The sequence below is a fragment of the Flagellimonas taeanensis genome (assembly GCF_003584105.1).
Lineage (GTDB): Bacteria > Bacteroidota > Bacteroidia > Flavobacteriales > Flavobacteriaceae > Flagellimonas > Flagellimonas taeanensis.
In genome coordinates, this window is sequence record NZ_QXFO01000006.1 from 148,065 (window position 1) to 170,929 (window position 22,865).

The following is a 22,865-nucleotide window of genomic DNA, read 5'->3' on the forward strand; positions in this document are numbered from 1 at the left end:
TTAAAATGCAATGTTCAATCCAAAAGAATAGCTTTCGGCCAATGGTATGTTCAATCCTGTGAAACCATATACGTTGCTGCCCGCACTATATTGGTTGCCCTCTGGATCATATCCATCGAAAGGAGTCCAAAGAAGTATGTTGTTGGCACTGGCAGATATGCTTACCCTATCCAAATTAAGGTCTTTGATGAACCTGCTCTGAAAATCGTAGGAAAGGGAAATGTTCCTCAGCTTCACCCAAGAGGCATCCTGTACCAAAATCTCAGCAGCACGGTTGTACACATTGGAATTCCTATAATAATTCTCGTCTATGAAGGCTTCGGTCGTATTGGGCACAAAGCCGCCACTTCCATTGTCCATCACACCTTCCAGGACCACATTGACATACCTTTCCAGTGTACTCGTTGGAGTACCATTTCTGATAGCGTTTCGGATACCCGCATCATACAGGTCTCCTCCTTTTTTCCATTCCAATAGGAAGTTCAAGCCAATCCCCTTATACTTGAAATTGCTTCCCAATGAAGAGATAAAATCTGGAAAAGCATTTCCCACGACTACCTTTTCCTCAGTGTTGATGACAGGGAAACCGTTAGCATCTATGTACCGTTCCCCATTTTCATACCTCCATTTGTATCCATATAGATTGCCCATTTTGTCGCCGGCCCTTACTTCGGAGGTTATACCGGTAAATCCTGAATCGGCAAAGACCACAGACTCTATGTCCTCTGGTATTTCCAATACCTTTCCTTCGCTGGTGGACCAGTTCAGGATGACTTCCCATTTAATGTCTTGGTTTCTGATGATGTCCGCACTCAACAAAAATTCATGACCGAAGATTTCATAATCCCCAGCATTTCTTGTGATTCCCGAAAGTCCAGAAGAATAGGCCGTGCCCACTGTAAATATCTGGTCTTTGACCCGTGTGTTATAGTAGGCATAATCCAGTCGGATTCGATCGTTCAAGAACCTAAGGTCAGCCCCAAACTCAGTAGACTGGTTTCTTTCAGGTACGATATCCAAATCTCCCAACAAGGTACTTCTTCGGTACCCTCCTACGCCTCCAAATGGAAAGTCGCTATCTACGACAAAATACTGGCCAACATCGCCAAAGCCTGGTCCTTTACCGACCTCGGCCCATGAGGCCCTAAGTTTTCCGAAAGTGAAGATATCGTTTTCTCCAAAGAGGCCCGAAACATCATAGGCCAAGCTCACTGATGGATAAAAGAACGATCTGTTCTCTTTGGGCAGGGTGGAAACCCAGTCGTTCCTACCCGTAAGCGAAAGGAACAATTTATCCTTGTATCCAAATTTCAGTTCACCAAAGACTCCAACGTTTCTTAACTGGACTATCTCCTTATTTATAAAAAAGTTTGTGGTGTTCCCGATCTCGTTCACGCCAGGTACATTCAAACCTTCTCCCCTTGCTTCCAAATAAGATCTCTTGGAATCGGACAATTGGTGTCCCAAGGTAAGGTCAGTGGTGAAATCCTCTGACCAAGCCTTGTTCAGGGCCACCAAGAAGTTGGACTCCAGACCTGTGAAGTTTATATTTTGCTCCAAAATGAAACCGCCTATTTGTGCACCACCATCCAGGTCAGGCCCTACATATCGGTTCCTTGCATCGGAATAGTTGTCTATCTGTGCCGCATAGGTGATGGTTACCCAATCTTTAGGAGACCACGTAAGGGTCGTGTTCCCAATCCAACGGTTCACATCGTCCTCCAAATTACTGGTTTCCAACAAATATCTCGGGTTATCAATGATTCCAAAGGAGTAATCCCTTTCGCTGCCATCTGCATTTTGGTAATCGTTTATGGGAAAGGTTCCTGCATAATAATACAGGGCACTCATCACAGATTTATCACCACCATTGGCCCTCTTCCCCCCAGAATTGGTAAAGGCTATGGAACCGTCTATGTTAAAGTTGTCGGTTACTTTATATCCGGCCTTCAACCTAAAATTGGTCTTTTTGTAATCCGTGTTTGGCAATACCCCCTGTTCACTGTTGTTACCCACAGAGAAATAATAGTTTAATCGGTCATTGGCTCCACTCAGGTTAAGATTGAGCTGGGAATTGAACCCTGTCCTGAAGATATCGTATGGGCTGTAGAACCTGTCATCGGAAAGGTCAACAATGTTTCCCCCACCCAAATCATAGGAATCCAGTGCATATTCCGGACCCCATGAATAGAACGATGTGGAGTTTTGGACCCTATTGAAGCCCGTCTCGGAGGTAGGGTCATAAAGTGTCCTCGGAGCACCGCCAAACCCTTCCCTATATTTGGTTTGGAGCGGTGGCGTTGTTTTTACATTTCGAAAAGTAGTAGAAGCTGTGATATTTATCTTGGCCCGCCCTTGTTTCCCCTTCTTGGTAGTAATGATTATAGCACCATTGGCCGCCCTTACGCCATATAGTGCAGTAGCGGCAGCACCTTTCAGCACGTTGAAGCTCTCAATGTCCTCAGGGTTCAAATCGCCTGCCCTGTTCGAAAAGGCAAACTGCTCTGAACTGTTGGGTGAATTGGAACCGGCACTAGGCCTTACTTCTCCGGAAAAAGTGTCATTGTCCAAGGCAAGCCCATCCACGATGATCAAGGGTTGGTTACTCCTGTTTGGATTTATAGAGGTCACCCCCCTGATCAAAATGTCAACACCACCCCCCGATGTACCGGAAGATCTGTTTATCTGCACCCCGGCTACACGACCTTGAAGGCTTTCAATCGGGTTGGCCTGCCCGGCCAAGTTGAGGTCTTCCGTGTTCACCTTCGTAACCGAATATCCCAAGGATTTCTGTTTTTGCTCGACACCGAAGGCAGTTACCACTACCTCATCGAGTTGGGTTGAATCTTCTTCCAACACTACATTTAGTGTAGTTGCCGACCCTACCGTAACATCTTTGGTCGTCATCCCCAAATAGGAGAATCTGAGTACCTGCCCACTAGAGGCACTAATGGAGTAATTTCCATCAAAATCAGTAGTTGTACCGTTGTTCGTGCCGCTCACCACAATGGTCACCCCTGGCAGTGGTGTCCCTGAAGTATCGGATACCGTACCAGTTATGGTCTGTCCAAAAGCGGCAATGCAAGAAAACACTGCAACAAATGTTAAATAAATGCTTTTCATTTCTTTAGTTTGTGTTAATACTTCTGAAAATTGCCTAAAAAATTTTACAAATCAAACATTTAAGTCAAAAAATGTTCATAGTGTAAAAATGATGCCGTTTTTTGCAATTATTATTAGATCATCTGCAAATCTTTTGAAAAAGACATTTTCCGCCAAACTTTTTTTCAAAAAAATATCATCCATTCAATTCAGGATCCTATAATTAATAAAATGTTAAAATTTACATGGATAAAATCCAATTTTAACAAAAATTATCACTATCTTTTAGATATTCTTTAACCTCCATTAAGTCAATCTCTATGAAAAAATCATTTTTTATCATTGTGTGCTTTGTCTTTTTCTTGATGGCCGGGAGCTTTAAGGGAATTGAACAAAATCGTCACTCCATCGAGGGTACGTGGGAATTACAGAGTTTTTATAGCTATGACGGTAGAAACGTGGTAGATACTATTGAAAAATCTGATGGATATCGGCAGGTCAAGATGTATTCCAAGGAAAAAATCATGTGGACCAGGTATGTGCCCGATGACCCCAATGGAAGGTTTGGCTATGGCTCGTACAGAACAACGGATTCTTCCCTGATAGAAATTATTGAATACGGGGATGATGAAATGATGAAGGCCTTGGACACTATGCGCAACTTTACCTTTGAGTTGCTGCTCACTGAGGATTCCTTTAGCCAGATTACCGTGGATAACGATGGCAACAGGACCTTTTCTGAAAATTACAGAAGAATTGACTGAAATATCCGCAAAAGAAAAAGGCGCTGTTAATGACAGCGCCTTTTATTTATGACTTCTATCAACTCTCCTAGGAGGAAGCCAATACTTCCTTGCTTTCCACGGCGGCCAAATAGCGTTCGGCATCCAAAGCGGCCATACAGCCCGTTCCGGCAGCAGTGACCGCCTGTCTGTATATTTTATCCTGTGCATCGCCACTGGCAAATACTCCTGGCTTGTTCGTCTTTGTGGACTTGGCCTGGGTGATGATATACCCTGTTTCGTCCATGTCCAACTGACCCTTGAAAATATCCGTATTGGGTTTGTGGCCAATGGCGATGAACAATCCGGTCACGGCAATCTCTTCTTTTTCACCCGTCTGGTTGTTCACCATCCTGATACCTTCCACCACTTGCTCTCCAAGCACTTCATCCACTTCGGTGTTATACCTGATCTCAATATTGTCCAGGCTGTTTACCCTGTGCTGCATGGCCTTGGAGGCCCTCATGTGGTCTTTTCGCACCAGCATGGTCACTTTTTTACAGATATTGGCCAAATAGGAGGCCTCTTCGGCAGCGGTATCCCCCGCCCCTACTATGGCCACTTCCTGACCTTTATAGAAAAACCCATCGCAAACGGCACAGGCGGAAACTCCACCTCCCCTTAATCGTTGTTCGCTGGGAATGTTCAGGTATTTGGCCGAAGCTCCTGTTGAAATGATTACGGTTTCCGCCTCTATGACCTTGGATTCGTCAACGGTCACTTTATGGATTCCCCCAATCTCATCACTAAAGTCCACTGCGGTCACCATACCGATCCTTACCTCCGTTCCAAACCGTTCGGCCTGTTGCTGTAGTTGCATCATCATGGTAGGGCCGTCTATCCCCTCGGGGTATCCTGGAAAATTATCCACTTCCGTAGTGGTGGTCAACTGCCCACCTGGTTCCATACCCGTGTACATTACAGGTTTCAAATCTGCCCTGGCCGCATATATTGCAGCAGTGTACCCGGCCGGTCCCGAGCCAATGATCAATGTTTTTATTCTTTCCATTTGTTCTGACATAACAAAAAACTTCCTCTGTTCATTCTCATACAAAAGTAGGTCTTTTGCACAAAAACTTACACCGTGGGATTTCCATGTTTTCTTAAAAGATGTGAACAATTGGGATTGACCAAAAGAAAAAGGAGCCATTTTCATGGCTCCTCTCCAAATAAAAGTAGGTCAAATTTACGGGAACAAATATTTTAATCTGAAACCGTTACGGCCGAGGGGGCTCAACCTCAAAAACCCCCTGGCGCAACGTAAACCTCCTTTTGAATAAGATTTTGGGCAAAAGAACACTTGAGTACCCTACTATCACCCCATCCTATTTAGGTGGCTTTCTTTTGATTTCAGGACAAACATACTACTGGATTTTATAATTTGAGGGAACCAATTAACGGATGGGGCTTCTGGTCTAACGGATGGCCGCTTTCAATTTATATTCAAAAAAAAATCCGCACTCGTAAGAAAGTACGGACTAAATATTCAACTGTTTGATTGTGAGTATATTGTTGTAAAATCGATAAAATCAGGAATTGTATTTGAGCTTTCGCTCAATGGTCTCGATCATTACATTGGCAATGTCCATTCCTGTGGTGTTCTCGATACCTTCCAATCCAGGTGACGAATTTACTTCCAGAAGCAAAGGCCCTCTGTTGGAACGGATGATATCTACCCCGGCCACGTCCAGATTAAGGACTTTGGCCGATTTAATGGCCAGTTTTCGTTCCTCCGATGTGATCTTGATCAATGATGCGGCCCCGCCTTGATGGATGTTGGCCCTGAACTCCCCTTTTTGCGCCTGGCGCTGCATAGAGGCCACTACTTTGCCGTTCACGACAAAACAACGGATATCCTGTCCGTTGGCCTCTTTGATAAACTCCTGTACCAAAATATTGGTCTGGACACTCTTAAAGGCATTGATGACACTCTCGGCGGCCTTGTTCGTCTCAGCCAACACCACGCCCTTGCCCTGCGTGCTTTCCAATAATTTGATGATCAAAGGTGCCCCGTTCACCATTCGGATCAGGTCCTTGGTGTCCATTGGGGATTTGGCAAATCCCGTAATGGGGATATGGATATCGTTCTTGGAAAAGAGTTGTGAGGCAAACAACTTGTCCCTTGATTTGCTGATTGCATCGGCCGTGTTCAGGCAGTACACCCCTAGGGTATCAAACTGTCGCAATAGAGCGCAACCATAGAAAGTGACCGATGGTTTGATCCTTGGGATCACGGCATCGAACTTATCCAAAATGTTGCCTCCCCTATACCTGATCTCTGGTGAACCTGCGTCCAGTTTCATATAAACGTTCTCCACGTTCAAAAAGACCACCTTGTGCCCTCGCATCTCGCCAGCTTCAATGATTCGCTTGTTGCTGTACAGTTCTGGGTTACTGGCCAAAAGTCCCAAGGTCAATCCAGACTTGTCCGATTTATAGGGACGGTACTTGATGGCCATTTCTTCTGGGGAGATATTGCCCATGCTAAAACTTTTGGAGGGGTCCACCAAATACCTCTCGTTGATGGCCTCCCGCCCCAACAGCATACGGTATTCCATAGTGTCCCTGTTGGCCAGGGTTAGTTCAATATCGAAGATCTTCCCCCCAAGGTTCACGGGGGTCTTTATCACAGGCCGTTCTTCGGATATGCCCTGCGAACTTTTCACACTACGCATATCCACCAACTTGGACTGGCACAATATGGAAATGCTCCTGTTGTCCTGCAATGGGTTTACCTCGAACCTCACCCAGTCTTCCAGTCCTTTGGTAAAGACCTTGATCTTACTGGCCTGTATGGACGATGTCTTTGCGCCGGAATCTACCCTGGCCTTGATGGCGGGTATTCCTAGTTCCTCAAAACGGCACCATTCCTCGCTGCCCAATATTTCCAAATTGTCCAAAATAAAATGCTTTTAATTGATTATACGCATGATGAACAAGTCCAACACTTCGACCAAAATCAGCAAAATGATGATCCATTCCAGCCTGCTGCTCTCCCTGTGGTCCATGATGTCCTTGAAAAGGCTCAGATTCTCCTTGATGATGTAGCCCTGTTCCTTGATGGTCCGATAACGTTCCTTCAGGTCAAAGATCTGTTTCAGGTTTCTGTCCAACCGATCAAGGGCCTCATCTTCCCAAACCACTTCCGGGGAATCAAAAATATACAGGTTTTCAGAAATCTGATTGTTGATGTTGAGAACCCTGGCAATGTATCGTTTGAGTTTTTTTCCTCCTAGGTCCAATCGTCCGTTATGCTCCAAATAATTGGTGTGCTCCCTTGTCTCCTTCATAATTTGGTCCGAAAGTCCGGCAAAGTGGTCCAAAGCCACGGACTGCGATAGGTGCAACAGGGCCAACCTCATTCCTTCCACATTGGATTTTTGCAGTTCTATCTTGCTGTTGGTCACTCTTACAGGCTCCTCATCGGAAACGAGTTCTATCTCCATTTCATCCGTAAGCTCGGATCGGTTCCATCCTTCACAAAAAGGTTTCAGTCCATCCAAGACTTCGGTCATGGAAACTTCATCAAAACCATAAAAAGAGACAATCCCGTACCTGAAAACATAAAGATATTGGAGTCCATCGGCATAGAAAAGCTCGTCCCTGTCTCCAAAGATGAGTTGCCTTCCGATGGCCTGTCTGCAAGCAGAGATGTCTATGTTGCCCGCAAGATGCAGGGCTATGGCTTTTGAATCCATTTTCCTCAGGTTGCAAAGATCTCCTCGGGATCCCTAAAACTCTTGAACTCGACCATATAGCCGTTGGGATCTTGTATGAAAAAGGACAGGTGCTCACCGACCTTGTCCTGCATGAACGTGGCCTCGGTGGTCACTTCCAGATCCAGTTGGAACAGTCTTGAATACAGTTCACCCCAGACATCCACTGGGACAATAACCCCAAAATGGAAGGAGGGCAGAATATAATCCTCCAAACGGTAATTCTTGAAATCAAAGTTGAAGTTCCCCGACTGGGTAAAGGTCAACTGGTTGCCAAAGAGGTCAACATCCAACCATTTTTCGGTATGTCTGCCCAAATTGGCTTTGACCACGTCCTGATAAAAGGCTCGGGTCTCTTCTATGTCCTTACATGGCAAGGCGAGGTGGAACTTTATATCCATTTGTTTTGCTTGTTTTTCTTCCTATACTTTTAAAATAGGACCTGACGGCCATACGGTCCATTTTGTCCATAAAGGGTAGGGCTTCTTTCCATTCCAGCCAAAGGGCTTCTTCAAACTTGTATTTCTCCTTTACTTTGATGGCCTTTGACTTCATCTGGACCAAAAAATAATTCTTCACCATGTTCCCCATCTTCCCTTTCTTGATATGGGAAAGATAGAAGCTGAGCTGCGATTGGGACAGTTTTAATTTTATTTCCTCACTCACTTCGCGAATCAGTGTTTCACTCTCCGTCTCCTTCTTTTTCTTCACACCACCTGGCAGAGTGTACCTTAGTGGACTGCCCACTTTTCTCAACACAAGAATCTTATCCTTGTGTATGGCAATCAATCGGGATTTGACTGTTTTTTTCATAAGTCTCCTCTTTTACTTAAGGAATGTAAATGGAAATTACGCATATATAGTCTGGTTTCAATGCTTCCAAGCCTATATTTTTTCCTCCATATGTTGTGCAGTCTTTAAAAAAAGAGGTTACTCCTCCTCGGTGTTTTCCAGACCTTCGGTGTCCAGAGATCTTTCCTCGTCGGCTTCGGTATCGGTATCCGTGTCCTCATGGTCTTCCATGGCCATCACCAAACGCTTGCTCACTTTCACAAGATAAGCGGTGTCTTCAGTGCGCACCTCTATGCATTCCACCACTTCATTGCTGGCATTCCGATAGGTGACAATATCATCGTCATCATACCCATCGGGAAATTTCTCCACGAGCAGGTTCAGCATGTGGTTGTCCAGCTTTTTATAGTCCACTATAACACGCTTCAATGTCATCGGTTGTTTGTTCTTCATCATCACATGTTTAGAAGGTAGGCGAAAATCAGGGGCGCCACTATGGTCGCATCCGATTCCACAATGAACTTGGGGGTGTCTATATCCAGTTTCCCCCATGTGATCTTTTCATTGGGCACGGCACCGGAATAGGATCCGTAACTTGTTGTGGAATCGCTGATCTGACAGAAATAGCTCCAGAACGGGGTCTCTGTCTGCTCCAAGTCCTGATAAAGCATGGGTACCACGCAAATGGGGAAATCCCCTGCAATGCCTCCCCCAATTTGGAAGAAACCGATACCCTTTTCAGAATTTTTCTGGTACCAATCGGCCAAAAAGGTCATGTACTCGATACCTGATTTCATAGTGCTTGCCTTGAGCTCACCCTTGATCACATAACTGGCAAAGATGTTCCCCATGGTGCTGTCCTCCCAACCGGGGACCACTATGGGAAGGTTCTTCTTGGCGGCGGCATACATCCACGAATCCTTGATGTCTATTTCGTAGTATTGCTCCAAAACCCCTGAAAGCAGGAGCTTGTACATAAATTCATGGGGGAAATAGCGTTCCCCTTTGTCATCGGCATCTTTCCAGATCTTGTAAATGTGCTGTTGCAGGCGCCTAAAGGCCTCTTCTTCGGGGATGCAGGTGTCGGTGACCCGATTCAGTCCCTTTTCCAACAGCTCCCATTCTTCCTGTGGGGTCAGGTCCCTATAGTTGGGTACCCTTCTGTAATGGGAATGGGCCACAAGGTTCATGAGATCTTCTTCCAAGTTGGCCCCTGTGCACGAAACTATGTGCACTTTATCAGTGCGTATGATCTCGGCAAAGATCTTGCCCAGTTCGGCCGTACTCATGGCCCCTGCGAGGGACACCAACATCTTGGAACCTTGGTTCAATTGGTCCTCATAGCCCTTGGCCGCATCCACGAGGGCCGCAGAATTGAAGTGCAAAAAATATTTTTGAATGAATTGTGATATCTCTCCTTTATTGTTCATCGTAATCGTCAATTGGGTTTACGGATTTCTTAAAGTTATCATTGTTTTCATCAAATCCGTCCTCTAAGTAATCATTCTTTTTTAAAAATTTATAGCTCAACATCTTGTAATACAGTTTTGCTGCCAAGAAATCGGAAGACCTTTCCTGCGTATTGGGGCACAGTTCCACAATATCAAAGCCCACCACCTTCTTTTCCTCAAAGACCCGCTTTAGGAAATCCAGGGTCTCGTACCAGAAAAGCCCTCCAGGTTCCGGTGTTCCGGTAGATGGCAATATGGAGGGGTCGAAAGCGTCCAGGTCAAAACTGATATACACATGGTCAGTCATCAAATCCAGAGCAGTGTCCATCCAAAAATCATCGGTGACCATTTCATGGGCAAAGAACACCTTGTCCCTGTCCATGACCAATGTCTCCGAATGGTCCATGCTCCGGATACCCACTTGTACCAAATTGGTGGTCTCGTTGGCTTCGCGCATGGCGCAGGCATGGTTGTAAGGGGAACCGTTGTATTCCTTTCTCAGATCGGCATGGGCATCTATGTGCAGAACGGTGAGGTCTTCAAAACATTCATTGAACGCCCTGATGGCCCCAATGGAAATGGAATGCTCCCCACCGATCATGGTGACCAGCTTGTTCCTTTTTATGTATTCCTTTACGGTTTTATGGACGGCATCCACCATATTTTCAGGGGAATCCAGTACATCGATGGGATTGGCCAGATAAATTCCCTGTCTATAGGCTTCGGTATCTGTTTCAATGTCATACCACTCCATGTTCTCCGATGCTTCCAAAAAGGCCTCGGGACCCTTATCCGCCCCTTTTCCCCAAGTGCTGGTCGCATCATAGGGAACGGGCAACAATACTACTTTTGCTTTTTCAGGAGAGGCGTATTCCTTTGGAATACCGGCATATATTCTATTCGTTTTCATTTGGGATTATTGTTCGTAATCAGTTTTTGCTTGGCACGGGCAACTTCTGCGAATCCACTAGGGTGTCCGATGTCTTTTTTGCTCCATAGCCCAAGATGGAAAGGAATTCGCCAGCGGTCTGTTGCTCCGCAAAGACAGAGGTCTTCATATTCCCTTCCTTGTCCTTGTTGATCAATATGTGCTTGGGATGTGGGATAAGGCAGTGCTGCAGTCCCCCAAACCCACCAATGGTTTCTTGATAGGCCCCTGTGTTGAAGAATCCGATGTAAAGCGGCCTGTCCTTTCGGTATTTCGGAAGATAAATGGCGTTCATGTGCTGCTCCGAGTTGTAATAATCGTCACTATCGCAGGTGAGCCCACCCAACAGCACCCTTTCATACTCTTCGTTCCACCTATTGATGGACAGGGTGATGAACCTTTTGCTGATGGCCCATGAATCGGGCATTGTGGTGATGAACGACGAATTGATCATGTTCCACTTTTCCCTATCGTTCTGTTGTTTTTGGTAGAGTACTTCATAGATGGTGCCACCGCTTTCACCCACCGTAAAGCTTCCAAATTCGGTGAAGATGTTGGGTACTTCCACCCCGGCCTCATCGCATGCCTGTTTGATTTGATGGATAATCTCATCCACCATGTACTCATAATCATATTCGAACGCCAAGGAGTTCTTTATAGGGAATCCGCCACCTATATTGAGGCTGTCCAAGGTTGGACACACTTTTTTGAGGCTGATGTACACCTTCAAACATTTCAAAAGTTCGTTCCAGTAATAGGCCGTATCCCTGATACCTGTGTTGATGAAAAAGTGGAGCATCTTCAGCTCTACCTTTGGGTTCTCTTTTATGGATTGGTTATAGAACGGAACAATGTTTTTGTAGCCAATGCCCAATCTGGAGGTATAGAACTCGAATTTAGGCTCTTCCTCCGAGGCGATCCGGATGCCTACCTTGAATTTGTCCTCGATGACATCACTCAGCAAGTCGATTTCCTCATAATTGTCTATGATCGGGATACAGTTCTTGTGCCCATTGTTGATCAAACGGGCTATGTTCTGTATATACTGGTCCCTTTTGAAACCATTGCAGATCACGTAGGTGTCCTTGGTCACCTTGCCATTTTTCCTCAAATGCTCGACTATATCGATGTCAAATGCCGATGAGGTCTCTATATGGATGTCATTCTTCAGTGCCTCGTTCAGCACATGTTCAAAATGGGAGCTTTTGGTACAATAGCAATAATGGTACGAACCCGCATAGTTGTATTTCTTCATGGCCTCCCCGAACCATTTCTTTGCCCGTTGGATGTTGTCCGATATCTTGGGCAGATAGGTAAACTTCAAGGGGGTGCCATAGCGCTGTATCAAATCGTACAGGTCTATGCCATGGAACTGTAGTTTGTTGTCCTGTAGTGTAAATTCCTCTTGTGGAAAATCGTAGGTCTGATCGATGAGATCGATATATTTTGTTTTCATTTAAATTTCGTATTGATAAAAAAACTGATAGCTAATTTTTGTGGACAAATGAGCAGCAAGTTCTCAGATACGAAACTCAAATACAGTATATGCAACAAAGAAGGGTGTCCGTGAAAAATCACGAATTATGGAGTGTTTTTCGGAAGTCAACCCAAAAATCCGGTGTCTTGACCTCAAGACGGCTTTTTGGGTTGACTTCCTTATTCCCAAAAGCCCGAACATGAAAAAAGTTTTCAACGCAATTAGGTAATGTGTCCCAATATTCTGGACTCATTCAGGGGTCAAACATAAACAAAAAACAAATACGTCAACTTTTTTTATAATAAAAAAATAAACCAATACAATTCACTGAAAAACAGGTGATTAAATTTTGAAAAAATCCTTCACCCTGCTGCTATTTGTTCCAAAGGCAATAAAATAAGAACCTGAATACCTCCATCGGCATTCCAAATATCATGTTACCCTACCAAGGGCGGCCTCTCATTGATGAAGGGCTGGCTGTAATGCCGCCTGCCCGTAGCTTTGTACAACGCATTGGCCAGTGCACCCACAATTGGTGGCAATGAGGGTTCGCCCAGACCCGTTGGGTCTATACCATTGTCCACAAAGAAGGTCTCTATTTCCTTGGGCGCCTCGGTATTCCGAATCAATCTGTACCTGTCAAAGTTGGATTGTTCCGGTTTACCATCCTTGAAGGACAAGGCACTATAGGTAGCATGGCCGATACCATCCACTATACCACCTTCGACCTGGTTCTTGGCACTCAATGGGTTTACCACAATACCACAGTCCACGGCGCACCATACTTTGCCCACCTTCGGCATTCCATCACCATCCTCCAAATCCAAAACTTGGGCCACATAGGAATTATGGCAATAGTATGCAGACACTCCACGTGATTTTCCGTTGGGATTGCTGGTCCAATTGGATTTTTCCTTCACCAACTTGAGTACTCCGGCATAACGCTCGGGGTCGTAATCGTTTGTCTCAGGTTCGCCCACAGGATTGTTGATGGCCCTGTCAAAGAGCTCCAACCTGAACTCAATGGGGTCTTTTCCAGAAGCCTCTGCCACCTCATCCATAAAGGCCTGTTCCGCACCTGCTATAAAGTTGGAACGTGGCGCTCGCCATGCACCTGTGGTCACATTGGTCTGCAAACTGTGTTTTTCTGCCAAATAGTTGTCCACGGCACCCGCTGGAAAACGGTTTTCAAATATGAGGTCGTCATTGGTGCCTGCCCCCCTTACATGCCAAGCGATAAGGTTGCCTTTTTCATCCAACCCTGCTTTATATTTTACTTTATAAGCTGGTCGATAAGTTCCTTGGGTCATATCGTCCTCCCGGGTATAGACCAACTTTATGGGGGCGTTCATTTTTTGGGATATGACGGCCGCTTCCACGGCAAAGGTCCCATAGAGACGTCGACCGAAACCACCGCCCATACGGGTCATCATCACATCTATTTTCTCAACGGGCATTCCCAACCTGGACGCCAAGGTCAGCTCCAAAAACTCCGGGGTCTGTATCGGTCCCAACAGTTCTGCTTTCTCGGGAGTGACGTGCGCAAAAAAGTTCATCGGTTCCATGGTATTGTGGGCCAGATAGGGCGCCGAATAGGTGCTTTCCACAATCTTGGCCGCTTTTTTAAAGGCCGCTTCCACATCACCATCCTTACGTGCCGGTTGCTCGGGAGCTTTCTCAAGTAACGCGGTCAAGGCCTCATCATGGTATGCGGTGCTTTCCAGTTTGGAATCTTCCTGCCATTCCACTTCCAGTGCTTTCTTGGCCTGCATACATTCCCAGGTACTGTTGCCCACAATGGCCACAAGTTCGGGAATCCCTCCCCCATCGGACCATTGCTTTTCCGTGTCTTCCGGATAAACCTCAAAATGGAACACATCTTTGATGCCGGGCATCGATTTCACCGATTCGGCATTCATTCCTTTATATTTCATCCCAAAAGCGGGAGGATGTACGATCATGGCGGTCAACATCCCTTCGCGCTGTACATCAAGACCAAACAATGGCTTTCCTGTGACGATTTTTTCTCCATCCACATTTTTGATGTCCGTACCTATGATCGAAAAATTCGTATTTTCTTTTAGTTCAACTTCCTCTGGCACTTCAATGCCCGTGGCGGCAGAGGCCATTTCACCAAAACCGGCCGATTTGCCACTGGCTTCATGCATCAATTGCCCTTCTTTTGTAGTGATTTCACTGAAAGGGACCTGCCAAGCCTGTGCGGTGGCCTCTTTCAACATATGACGGGCAGTTGCACCGGCCATACGGAGGCTTTCCCACCCTTGTCGGATGGACTGGCTACCTCCGGCCAATTGTCTTGTAAAAATTGTGGTGTTCAAAGGAGCTTGTTCCACAATCACATCTTTCCAGGCCACATCCAGTTCTTCTGCAATGATCATGGGCATGGCAGTCTTTACGTTCTGACCAATCTCTGGGTTGGGCGACATGATGGTCACCAGGCCATTGTCCCCCACTTTGAGAAAGCCATTCAGCTCGAACCATTCCTTGGGCAAACTCCTGACCTGTTCTGGGGTCATTTTACAGGATGCCAACCAATTGAATCCCAGAACCAGTCCTCCACCGGCCAAACCTGTATTTCGTATGAAGGCCCGTCGGCCAATTTTTGTCTTTACAAGTGTCATGATCGTATGTTTTTGGTGTAGTGGATTAAGATTTTGCCGCCATTTTCACGGCCTTGCGTATTCTAAGATAAGTACCACAACGACAGATATTGCCATTCATGGCATTTTCTATTTCCTCATCCGATGGATTTGGGTTGCTCTCCAAAAGCGCGGATGCCGTCATGATCTGGCCAGCCTGACAATATCCACATTGGGGCACGTCCACCTCAAGCCATGCTTTTTGTACGGGATGGTCCCCATTTTCGGACAGTCCTTCAATGGTAGTGATTTTCTGTTCCCCTATGGAGGATACGGGAAGTACGCATGATCGGGTCGCCTTGCCATCTAAATGTATGGTACAGGCGCCACATTGTGCTATGCCACATCCATATTTGGTGCCGACCAAGCTCAAATGATCGCGCAAAACCCATAGGATCGGCGTGGATGGATCTACATCCACCTCTTGTTTTTTTCCGTTGATGTTTAGTGTATATGTTGCCATGATGTGAAAAATTCCTCTTGAAGTTAAAGATTTCCTTCTAAAGATGGATCACTTTCCTCAAACAACCCTAAAAAATTAACACTGATTTTACGTTTTGGAGGACTACTTAAAACCAATATAAATAAGAAGTCTATTTTTATATATGGTTTTCAGGTCCAGCATACGGTCCAATCTTATCGAAACTTCAACCGGGCAAAGACGGGAAGGTGGTCGGAGGGGTACCTAAGGTCTTTGGAATCACTCAAAATGGCACTTTTGTGCACTTCAAAGGCATCGGAAACAAAAATGTAGTCTATTCTACGATCCACTGGTTTGTCAAAATCAAAACCATTGAAAGTCCCTGTGGGACCAAAGGCATTCTTGCCGGCTGCGATGTGTGCATCCTTCATTTCACCCAAAATCACCTGGACCCCAATGCTTTCACTGCTTAGGTTGAAATCCCCTGTGAGGACCACGGGCCATCCATCCGCATTCAGTTTCTTGATTTTTCTGAGGATAAGTTTGGAGCTTTCCTCCCTCGCCTTCTCACCAACATGGTCAAAATGCGTATTGAACACCATGAATTTGCGTCCGTCCCCTATATTTTCAAAAAGTCCATAGGTACAGATACGTGGCAAAGCGGCATCCCATCCTTTGGATGGGGTTTCTGGTGTTTCGGACAACCAAAAGGTGGATTGTCCCAACAATTTCAACTTTTTGGTATTATAAAAAATGGCGGTGAACTCTCCCTTATCGTCCCCTTGGTCACGCCCAACCCCAAAATAGGTATAGTCTTCCAAACCATTATCGATATCCTTCAACTGATGGACAAGGCCTTCTTGGGTGCCAAAAACATCCGGGGCATAGAAATTCAATTGGGATATGAGAAACTCTTTGCGATTGTCCCAATTATTAGGTTTGTCATCGGGGTTGTCATACCGAATATTATAGGAAATGACATCGATTGTTTGACTTTGTACATTGAAAAAAGTACCTATCGCAAAAAGGGCTATATAAATATTTTTCATTGGATGGGTGTTCCTCTCAGTTTTTTGAATGCTTCATACGTTTTGTCCACTTTTTCCTTGGGAGTGGTCTCAAACTCTTTCTCGGTCACTTTGTAATAGGTCTGCAAACTATCCAATTTTTTGTGCATTACTGTTACGATATCTTTATATTCTTCATCATTGATGGCGTTGTGCTGTTCTTTGGGGTCTTTTTCAAGGTCATAGAATTCCCATTCGTCAATATCATCATAAAAATGGATGAGCTTATACCTTTCCGTCCGTACCCCATATTGCCGTTTTACCATGTGGAAGGCTGGAAAATCGTAGTAGTGATAATATACGGCATCATTGAATTCATTCGTGGACCCTTCCAAGACTTCGCGGAACGACCTTCCCTGCATTTCAGAGGCATATTCGGCCCCTCCTGCCAAATCCAAGAATGTCGGCGCAAAATCCAGGTTCTGTACCATGGCATCGATATCCGTCCCCGGCTTGATGACACCCGGCAACTGCATCAACAGGGGCATTTTCATGGATTCCTCGTACATGAAACGCTTGTCGAACCACCCGTGTTCCCCCAAATAAAATCCTTGGTCCGAGGTGTAGACCACCAAAGTGTTCTCGTCCAGTCCGGTTTCTTCCAAATAGTCCAAAATCTTGCCCACGCTTTCATCCACAGCTTTGACGGTGGCCAAATACTCGTGTAGATAGCGTTGACCTTTCCATTCAGCCAGTTCCTTTCCGTGGAGGCCAGCTTCCCAAAAAGCATTGTTCTTGGGCAGATAGGCTTCGTCCCAAGCTTTACGTTGTGCCGGGGTCATACGGTCAAAATCCGTAGTCCAAGGATTGTGGGCCAGTTCGGTACTGCCATGTGCTTTGCTCAATTTGAGATCATGCCCTTCGTACATATCCTTATAAATGGTCTGTTGTTGCTCGGCAGCAGCCTTTTGGTCCACAAATTCAGGAAAATAGGTGTCCGGCAACGGAAAAGTGATGGAATCGTAGACGTTCAGGTGGCGCAGGGCGGGCATCCAGTTGCGGTGTGGGGCCTTGTGATGTACCATTAAATAAAATGGTTGCTGGGCACTATCCCTTTGCTTCAACCATTCCAGGCTTTTCTCCGTGATCAAATCCGTGGCATAACCTTCCACCACCGTGGTATCCTTACCTTGGATAAATTCCGGATTGTAATAATTTCCCTGATCGTTCAGGATGTCCCAATAATCAAACCCAGTGGGCTCGCCATGCAAATGCCATTTTCCCACGATGGCCGTTTCGTAGCCCAGTTTTTTCAAGTGTTTGGGCAATGTGGGCTGATTGTTATCGAACTGTTCCCCGTTCATGCGAAAGCCGTTGATATGGCTGTGCTTCCCGGTCAGGATCACCGCCCTGCTCGGGCCACATATCGAATTGGTGCAAAAATTGTTTTGAAAGATGGCACCGTTCTTGGCAATGCGGTCAATATTGGGCGTGGGCGCCAATTTGCCCAGTTCGTGCCCATAAGCGCTGATGGCCTGAAAGGCATGGTCATCCGACATGATGAAAATGATATTCGGCGGACCCTTGACCACTTCCTCTTTTGGTTTTTCCTGTCGTTTACAGGCCAAAACCAGTACCAAACCTACCAATATCCATCCAATCCGCATGATATTCTATTTTAAAATGAATGCTTGTGATAATTGGGCATCCGAATTGGTTCCGACAAACACTTCAAACTCCCCAGATTCAGAAACAAACTCCAATTGACTGTTGTAAAATTTCAAATCGTCGGGCGACAAGATGATGGTGATTTCCTTCTTTTCCCCTTTCTTCAAAAACACTTTCTGAAAGCCTTTCAATTCGCGTTTGGGAGGGGTTATGCTCCGTACCATATCCTTTACATACAACTGTACCACTTCTTCCCCATCAAAATTGCCCGTATTGGCAACAGTCACGGTAGCAGAAATCGATTCTCCCTGACCAATAGATTGTTTGTCTAATTTGAAATCGGAATATGCAAACTGGGTATAGCTCAACCCGTATCCAAAAGGCAACAAAGGGGAGTTGGGGGAATCCAGATAATTGGACCTGAATTTCTGGAATTCATCGCTTTCTGGGGCCGGTCTACCGGTATTCTTTGTGCTGTAATAAATGGGAATCTGCCCCACATTCCGTGGCCAGGTCACCGTCAATTTTCCAGAAGGGTTGTAATCGCCAAAAACCACATCGGCAATGGCATTGCCTGCCTCCACACCGGGATGCCAAACTTGCAGGATGGCAACAGGCAGTTCAAATTCTTCGGGGATGGTCAAGGGGCGACCACTCATCAAGACCAAGGCCACGGGTTTACCAGTGTTGACCAATGCCTGGATGAGTTTCTTTTGACTGTCCGGAATCGAAATATCGGTGCGACTGGCCGCTTCTCCTGTCATTTCGGTTGCTTCGCCCACCACTGCCACGACCACATCGGAATTTTTCGCCAAGGCAACGGCTTCTTCCACCATCACTTCTGGGGAACGTCTATCAATTTCGATACGGGGACCGAATACGTTCACTTTTTTGGCAAACTCAGGGTCATCTGAAACATTGGCCCCTTTGGCATATTGGATAGTGGCGTTGGGAGCCACATTTTTGAAACCTTCCAAAATGGTCACGGCCAAGCTTACATCTCCCGTGGGTGCCCAAGTGCCCAACATATTGTTCCGGCTATCGGCCAACGGCCCGATCAGGGCAATCTTTTTGTTTTTTTGAAGCGGCAATAGTTGGTTTTCATTTTTCAACAACACAAAGGAATGTGCGGCCAATTTCCGGGCCAAGGCCCTATTTTCTTTGGTAAGGATATCCTTTTCGGGACGCTTGCTGTCCAAATATCGGTACGGATCTTCAAAAAGTCCGGAAATATATTTGGCTTCCAAAACTCTTCGGCAGGCACTGGTGATCTCTTCCTCGGTCACTTTTCCTTCATCCAATGATTTTTTTAAGGTGGTCAAAAAACCTTCGCCCACCATGTCCATATCCAACCCTGCTTTGAGGGCCAGGGCGGAAACGGCCTGCAAATCGCCTAGGCCATGTGCAATCATTTCGTTGAGAGAGGTATAGTCCGACACCACAAATCCCTTGAAACCCCATCGATCGCGAAGCAAATCGGTCAGCAACCATTTGTTGCCCGTTGCAGGAATGCCGTCCACATCGTTGAACGAGGTCATGAAACTGGCGGCCCCTGCATCCAAAGCGGCTTTATAAGGAGGCAGATATTGATTGAACATCTTCACCTTACTCATATCCACCGAATGGTAATCCCGGCCCGCTTCTGCGGCACCGTAGAGGGCAAAGTGTTTCACACAGGCCAGCATGGTGTGGGCTGCAGCCAAATCATTGCCTTGATATCCCTTCACCATGGCCTCGGCAATTTTGGAACCCAAATAGGGGTCTTCCCCTGCTCCCTCGGCTATCCGTCCCCAACGTGGATCACGGGCAATGTCCACCATAGGGGAGAAATTCCAGTTGATGCCATCTGCAGTGGCTTCCCGAGCGGCCATCTGGGCAGCTTGTTCCACCAACTCCATGTCCCAACTGGCCGACAATCCCAAAGGGATCGGGTAGGTGGTCTTGTAGCCATGGATCACATCGGAACCAATGAGCAACGGTATACCCAATCGGCTTTCCTTTACGGCCAGTTCCTGCGCCACCCGTACTTTATCGGGTCCGGCCACGCCAAATAGGCCACCCACTTGGCCAGCCTTGATCTTGGCCTCCACGTTCTTACTGACCACTTCCCCTGTGGCGACACCCCCACCAGGAGTCAAAAGGTTGAGTTGGCCTATCTTTTCCTCTATGGTCATCTTTTGCAAAAGTGCCTCCACCTCGGGGATTCGTTGTTGGGCATTTGCTCCCCAGAAAGAGAGCACAACTAGGGCTATCACTATTTTTTTTGTGGACATGATTCGGTTGTTTTGTTTTGGTATTCTATTCTGATTTGACAATGGTTGTCCGCTCGGAGATTCCATTGTTGTTAAAGGCCTCTATCTGAAAATAGTAGGCATCCGTTCGGTCCATCCCGGAGAAATAATATTCGTTTTTCCCATAGACCATGATGCTTCCGTAGAGCTTGTCCTCCGATTTTCCAAAGTAAATGACATAGCCATCGGCAAGGTCGTTTTGCTTCCATCTAAGCCAAGAGTTCCTTCGTTCCCCAAACTTTTCCGGACTGGAGCGCAACACGACAAAGTCGTCAACCTTAGCGGGCTTTTCACCGGCGCCCTTGCCGAAGACTCGAAAACCGCTCAGGGCAAACTTTCCCGTGGGCATTTTGATGTTCTCGATCTTTAGGTATCTGGCCTGTGCCGCCTTCTTCAATTCAATATAGTCATGGGGCACATCGATCTGGTTCTTGCTCTTGTCCACCAACAGGGTCCACTTTTTTCCATCGTTGGAACCATAGATTTTGTATTGGTGATAGACGCCTTCCGATTTTCCCAAAAACTCGGCGTCCTGATCGGCATAATTGATCTGTATGGCATGAATGGTGGAGACTTCTCCAAGGTCGGTCTGAAACCATTCGCCCTTGTTGCCTGTTTTGGCACTCCAATAGGTCTTCATGTCCTCGTCCACGGCAAAATTGGGTTGATACCCTCCCAAGGTGGAAGAGGCTTGAACGGGTTTGTTGTAGTTCAGGACCATCCAGCCTGTGAACAGCCCTTGGATATGATCTGCATTTTCCTTTGGAAGATAGGTCGGGTAATCACCGTAAGCGGTATTGCAGTACATGACATCCTCTTGGTCAAAACCAGCTGGCCAAATGCCTATTCGACGTTCAAAACTGTTCTTTTGGTTCAAAATGATGGTGGATACATGCCACCAATTGCCATAGGTATCTTGATAGGTTGCGCCATGGCCTGCTCCCCTTGCAAAACCTCCGGGTTTGTATGAAAAGGGATTATGATCTTGATAGGCGAAGGCCTCCAAAGGCTTATCGCTCACATACACCCCATCGCCATAACCGCTAAATTCGGTACCGGGGGCTCCGTATTGAAGGTAATATTTTCCATTGTGCTTAGTCACCCAAGCGCCCTCCATAAAAGGTTGGAGAAACGTATTGTCGTTATGCTCACCAAAACGTTCCCATCCGTGGTCTTCCGGGACTAGGGAAATCAGCGGCTTTACGTAGCCTTCCGATTGTAGGGTCTTGGTGTTGATCTCGGTACCCAAAAGAGGGAATACATTGCTGGAACCCCAATACATGTAGAGCTTGTCAGTATCTTCTTCGTACAAAAAACCGGGGTCCCAGGCGCCTGCCTTCAAGGAATCCACTGCGATTTCCCAGTTGTCCGTGGTCGGGTCCTTGCTTTTCCACATCGAAAATGCAGCGCCGTGCGTGGAGCCGATCAAATACAGTTCATCCTTCATCACGAAGGCTGCAGGGGCACATAGCTCGTCATAAACCTTGTTCCTTTCCCTCAAAAATTTTCTTGGGATGAATTTCCAGTCGTACATGTCATCACTCCACCAATAGCCCCACTGGTTGGTAGAAAAGAGAAAGTATTTGTCCTTGAATGTGACAATTACCGGGTCTGCCGTGGCCCTATGCTTGCCGTGGGTGGCAAAATTGGGGATGGGCGTATATCCATAATCAATATTGATGGGATTACAATAGGTTTTTTGCTGCGCCCGTAACTCCATTTGGAATGACAACAGAACTACGGAACATATGCAGCACACCCTTGTTTTCAATCCCATTGCTTACTGATTTTGCCTTTTATGTGAAAACAACCATGGCAAGAGTTCTGGTTCCGCAAAAGCAGGATCCCAACTGCCGTGATTGGCGAAATCATATAGGGTGAATTTTGGGTAGACCCCTGTCTTAAGCAGTGCACTGACCATTTCCATGGACTGGAGTGGGTTTACCACATTGTCCTGGGCACCATGAAATACCCACAATGGGGTGTTTTTTGCATATCCCGAAACTGAATTGGGATCACCGCCCCCACAAATGGGAATGGCTGCCGCAAAAGTATCGGGCCTACGGCTCAAAAGTTCGAAACTACCCATTCCTCCCATGGAAAGCCCCATCAGATAAATCTGATCATCATCTGAATAGGGCTGTTGTATCGTACTGTCCAACAGGTCCATCACCATTTGCATGGGCTTGGTAGGACCCTTATCATATTTAAAAGTGAGTTTTATAGGGTAGGTACTTCGGTCCACATCCACGTTGGACCAATAACTTTCCTTGGGGCATTGTGGGAATATGACAATGGCAGGATAGCGTTCCTGAAGGTAATCCGTGGCGAAGAGCTTGCCCCCGTGGACCAGTTGGCTCTCATTGTCGTTTCCACGTTCCCCTGCACCGTGCAAAAAGAGGATGACGGGATAGGTTTCGGTCTCCTTGAAATCTTTGGGGTACATGATCCGATACCTTAAGGTATCGTTTCCTTGAATGAGCATTTTTTGCTCATACTTGGATTGCCACTGGGCATTTCCCAAGGCACAGGCCAAAAATAATAGCGGTAACAAGAATTGTCTTTTCATA

The 22,865-nt window shown here is 46.3% G+C and carries 18 protein-coding genes; 1 reads left to right on the forward strand and 17 read right to left on the reverse strand.

From position 1 onward, the window contains the following. The gene (locus D2V93_RS01650) at positions 1–3,123 is read right to left on the reverse strand and encodes a SusC/RagA family TonB-linked outer membrane protein (protein ID WP_119618112.1); all 3,123 of its coding nucleotides are present in this window, start codon (positions 3,121–3,123) and stop codon (positions 1–3) included. Positions 3,124–3,422: 299 nt separating this feature from the next. Between D2V93_RS01650 and D2V93_RS01655 the strand changes: the two genes are divergently transcribed. Continuing rightward, entirely contained in the window at positions 3,423–3,866 is a 444-nt protein-coding gene (locus D2V93_RS01655; RefSeq protein WP_119618113.1) for a hypothetical protein, read from the forward strand. A 67-nt stretch (positions 3,867–3,933) separates the two neighbouring features. On the opposite strand, the gene trxB is transcribed toward D2V93_RS01655, so the two are convergent. From trxB to D2V93_RS01735, 16 genes are all read right to left on the reverse strand, one after another. Beyond that, complete coding sequence (trxB, locus tag D2V93_RS01660) at positions 3,934–4,905, reverse strand: thioredoxin-disulfide reductase (protein WP_119618219.1); 972 nt, start codon at positions 4,903–4,905, stop codon at positions 3,934–3,936. Positions 4,906–5,413: 508 nt separating this feature from the next. Further along, on the reverse strand, positions 5,414–6,787 hold the full coding sequence (gene rimK, locus D2V93_RS01665; protein ID WP_409557885.1) for a 30S ribosomal protein S6--L-glutamate ligase: 1,374 nt from the start codon (positions 6,785–6,787) through the stop codon (positions 5,414–5,416). Between the two features lie 9 nt (positions 6,788–6,796). Further along, on the reverse strand, positions 6,797–7,582 hold the full coding sequence (locus D2V93_RS01670) for an RMD1 family protein (RefSeq protein ID WP_072882148.1): 786 nt from the start codon (positions 7,580–7,582) through the stop codon (positions 6,797–6,799). 5 nt (positions 7,583–7,587) lie between these two features. Continuing rightward, positions 7,588–8,001, reverse strand: a complete 414-nt coding sequence (locus D2V93_RS01675; RefSeq protein ID WP_072882149.1) for a VOC family protein — start codon at positions 7,999–8,001, stop codon at positions 7,588–7,590. Continuing rightward, positions 7,967–8,413: an NUDIX hydrolase gene (locus D2V93_RS01680; RefSeq protein WP_072882150.1), complete on the reverse strand. Its 447-nt coding sequence runs from the start codon at positions 8,411–8,413 to the stop codon at positions 7,967–7,969. Before D2V93_RS01680 ends, D2V93_RS01675 begins: the two co-directional genes overlap by 35 nt. 117 nt (positions 8,414–8,530) lie before the next feature. Further along, entirely contained in the window at positions 8,531–8,827 is a 297-nt protein-coding gene (locus tag D2V93_RS01685) for a hypothetical protein (protein ID WP_409557884.1), read from the reverse strand. 20 nt (positions 8,828–8,847) lie between these two features. Then, entirely contained in the window at positions 8,848–9,822 is a 975-nt protein-coding gene (locus tag D2V93_RS01690; RefSeq protein ID WP_119618114.1) for a deoxyhypusine synthase family protein, read from the reverse strand. Further along, entirely contained in the window at positions 9,812–10,753 is a 942-nt protein-coding gene (gene speB / locus D2V93_RS01695) for an agmatinase (RefSeq protein ID WP_119618115.1), read from the reverse strand. The genes D2V93_RS01690 and speB overlap by 11 nt, the downstream gene beginning before the upstream one ends. Positions 10,754–10,772: 19 nt before the next feature. Then, positions 10,773–12,227 carry an arginine decarboxylase gene (locus tag D2V93_RS01700; RefSeq protein ID WP_072882153.1) on the reverse strand — a complete coding sequence of 485 codons (1,455 nt, stop codon included), beginning with the start codon at positions 12,225–12,227 and terminating at the stop codon, positions 10,773–10,775. 458 nt (positions 12,228–12,685) lie between these two features. Next, complete coding sequence (locus tag D2V93_RS01705; RefSeq protein WP_119618116.1) at positions 12,686–14,890, reverse strand: xanthine dehydrogenase family protein molybdopterin-binding subunit; 2,205 nt, start codon at positions 14,888–14,890, stop codon at positions 12,686–12,688. 25 nt (positions 14,891–14,915) lie between these two features. Further along, on the reverse strand, positions 14,916–15,371 hold the full coding sequence (locus D2V93_RS01710; protein WP_072882155.1) for a (2Fe-2S)-binding protein: 456 nt from the start codon (positions 15,369–15,371) through the stop codon (positions 14,916–14,918). Positions 15,372–15,544: 173 nt separating this feature from the next. Beyond that, on the reverse strand, positions 15,545–16,378 hold the full coding sequence (locus D2V93_RS01715) for an endonuclease/exonuclease/phosphatase family protein (protein WP_119618117.1): 834 nt from the start codon (positions 16,376–16,378) through the stop codon (positions 15,545–15,547). Further along, positions 16,375–18,003, reverse strand: coding sequence for a sulfatase family protein (locus tag D2V93_RS01720; protein ID WP_119618118.1), 1,629 nt, complete (start codon positions 18,001–18,003; stop codon positions 16,375–16,377). Before D2V93_RS01720 ends, D2V93_RS01715 begins: the two co-directional genes overlap by 4 nt. A gap of 6 nt (positions 18,004–18,009) precedes the next feature. Then, complete coding sequence (bglX, locus tag D2V93_RS01725) at positions 18,010–20,277, reverse strand: beta-glucosidase BglX (protein WP_119618220.1); 2,268 nt, start codon at positions 20,275–20,277, stop codon at positions 18,010–18,012. A 25-nt stretch (positions 20,278–20,302) separates the two neighbouring features. Further along, on the reverse strand, positions 20,303–22,015 hold the full coding sequence (locus tag D2V93_RS01730) for a discoidin domain-containing protein (RefSeq protein WP_245978063.1): 1,713 nt from the start codon (positions 22,013–22,015) through the stop codon (positions 20,303–20,305). Positions 22,016–22,075: 60 nt separating this feature from the next. Next, positions 22,076–22,864 carry a carboxylesterase family protein gene (locus D2V93_RS01735; RefSeq protein WP_119618120.1) on the reverse strand — a complete coding sequence of 263 codons (789 nt, stop codon included), beginning with the start codon at positions 22,862–22,864 and terminating at the stop codon, positions 22,076–22,078. Between the last annotated feature and the right edge of the window lies 1 nt (position 22,865).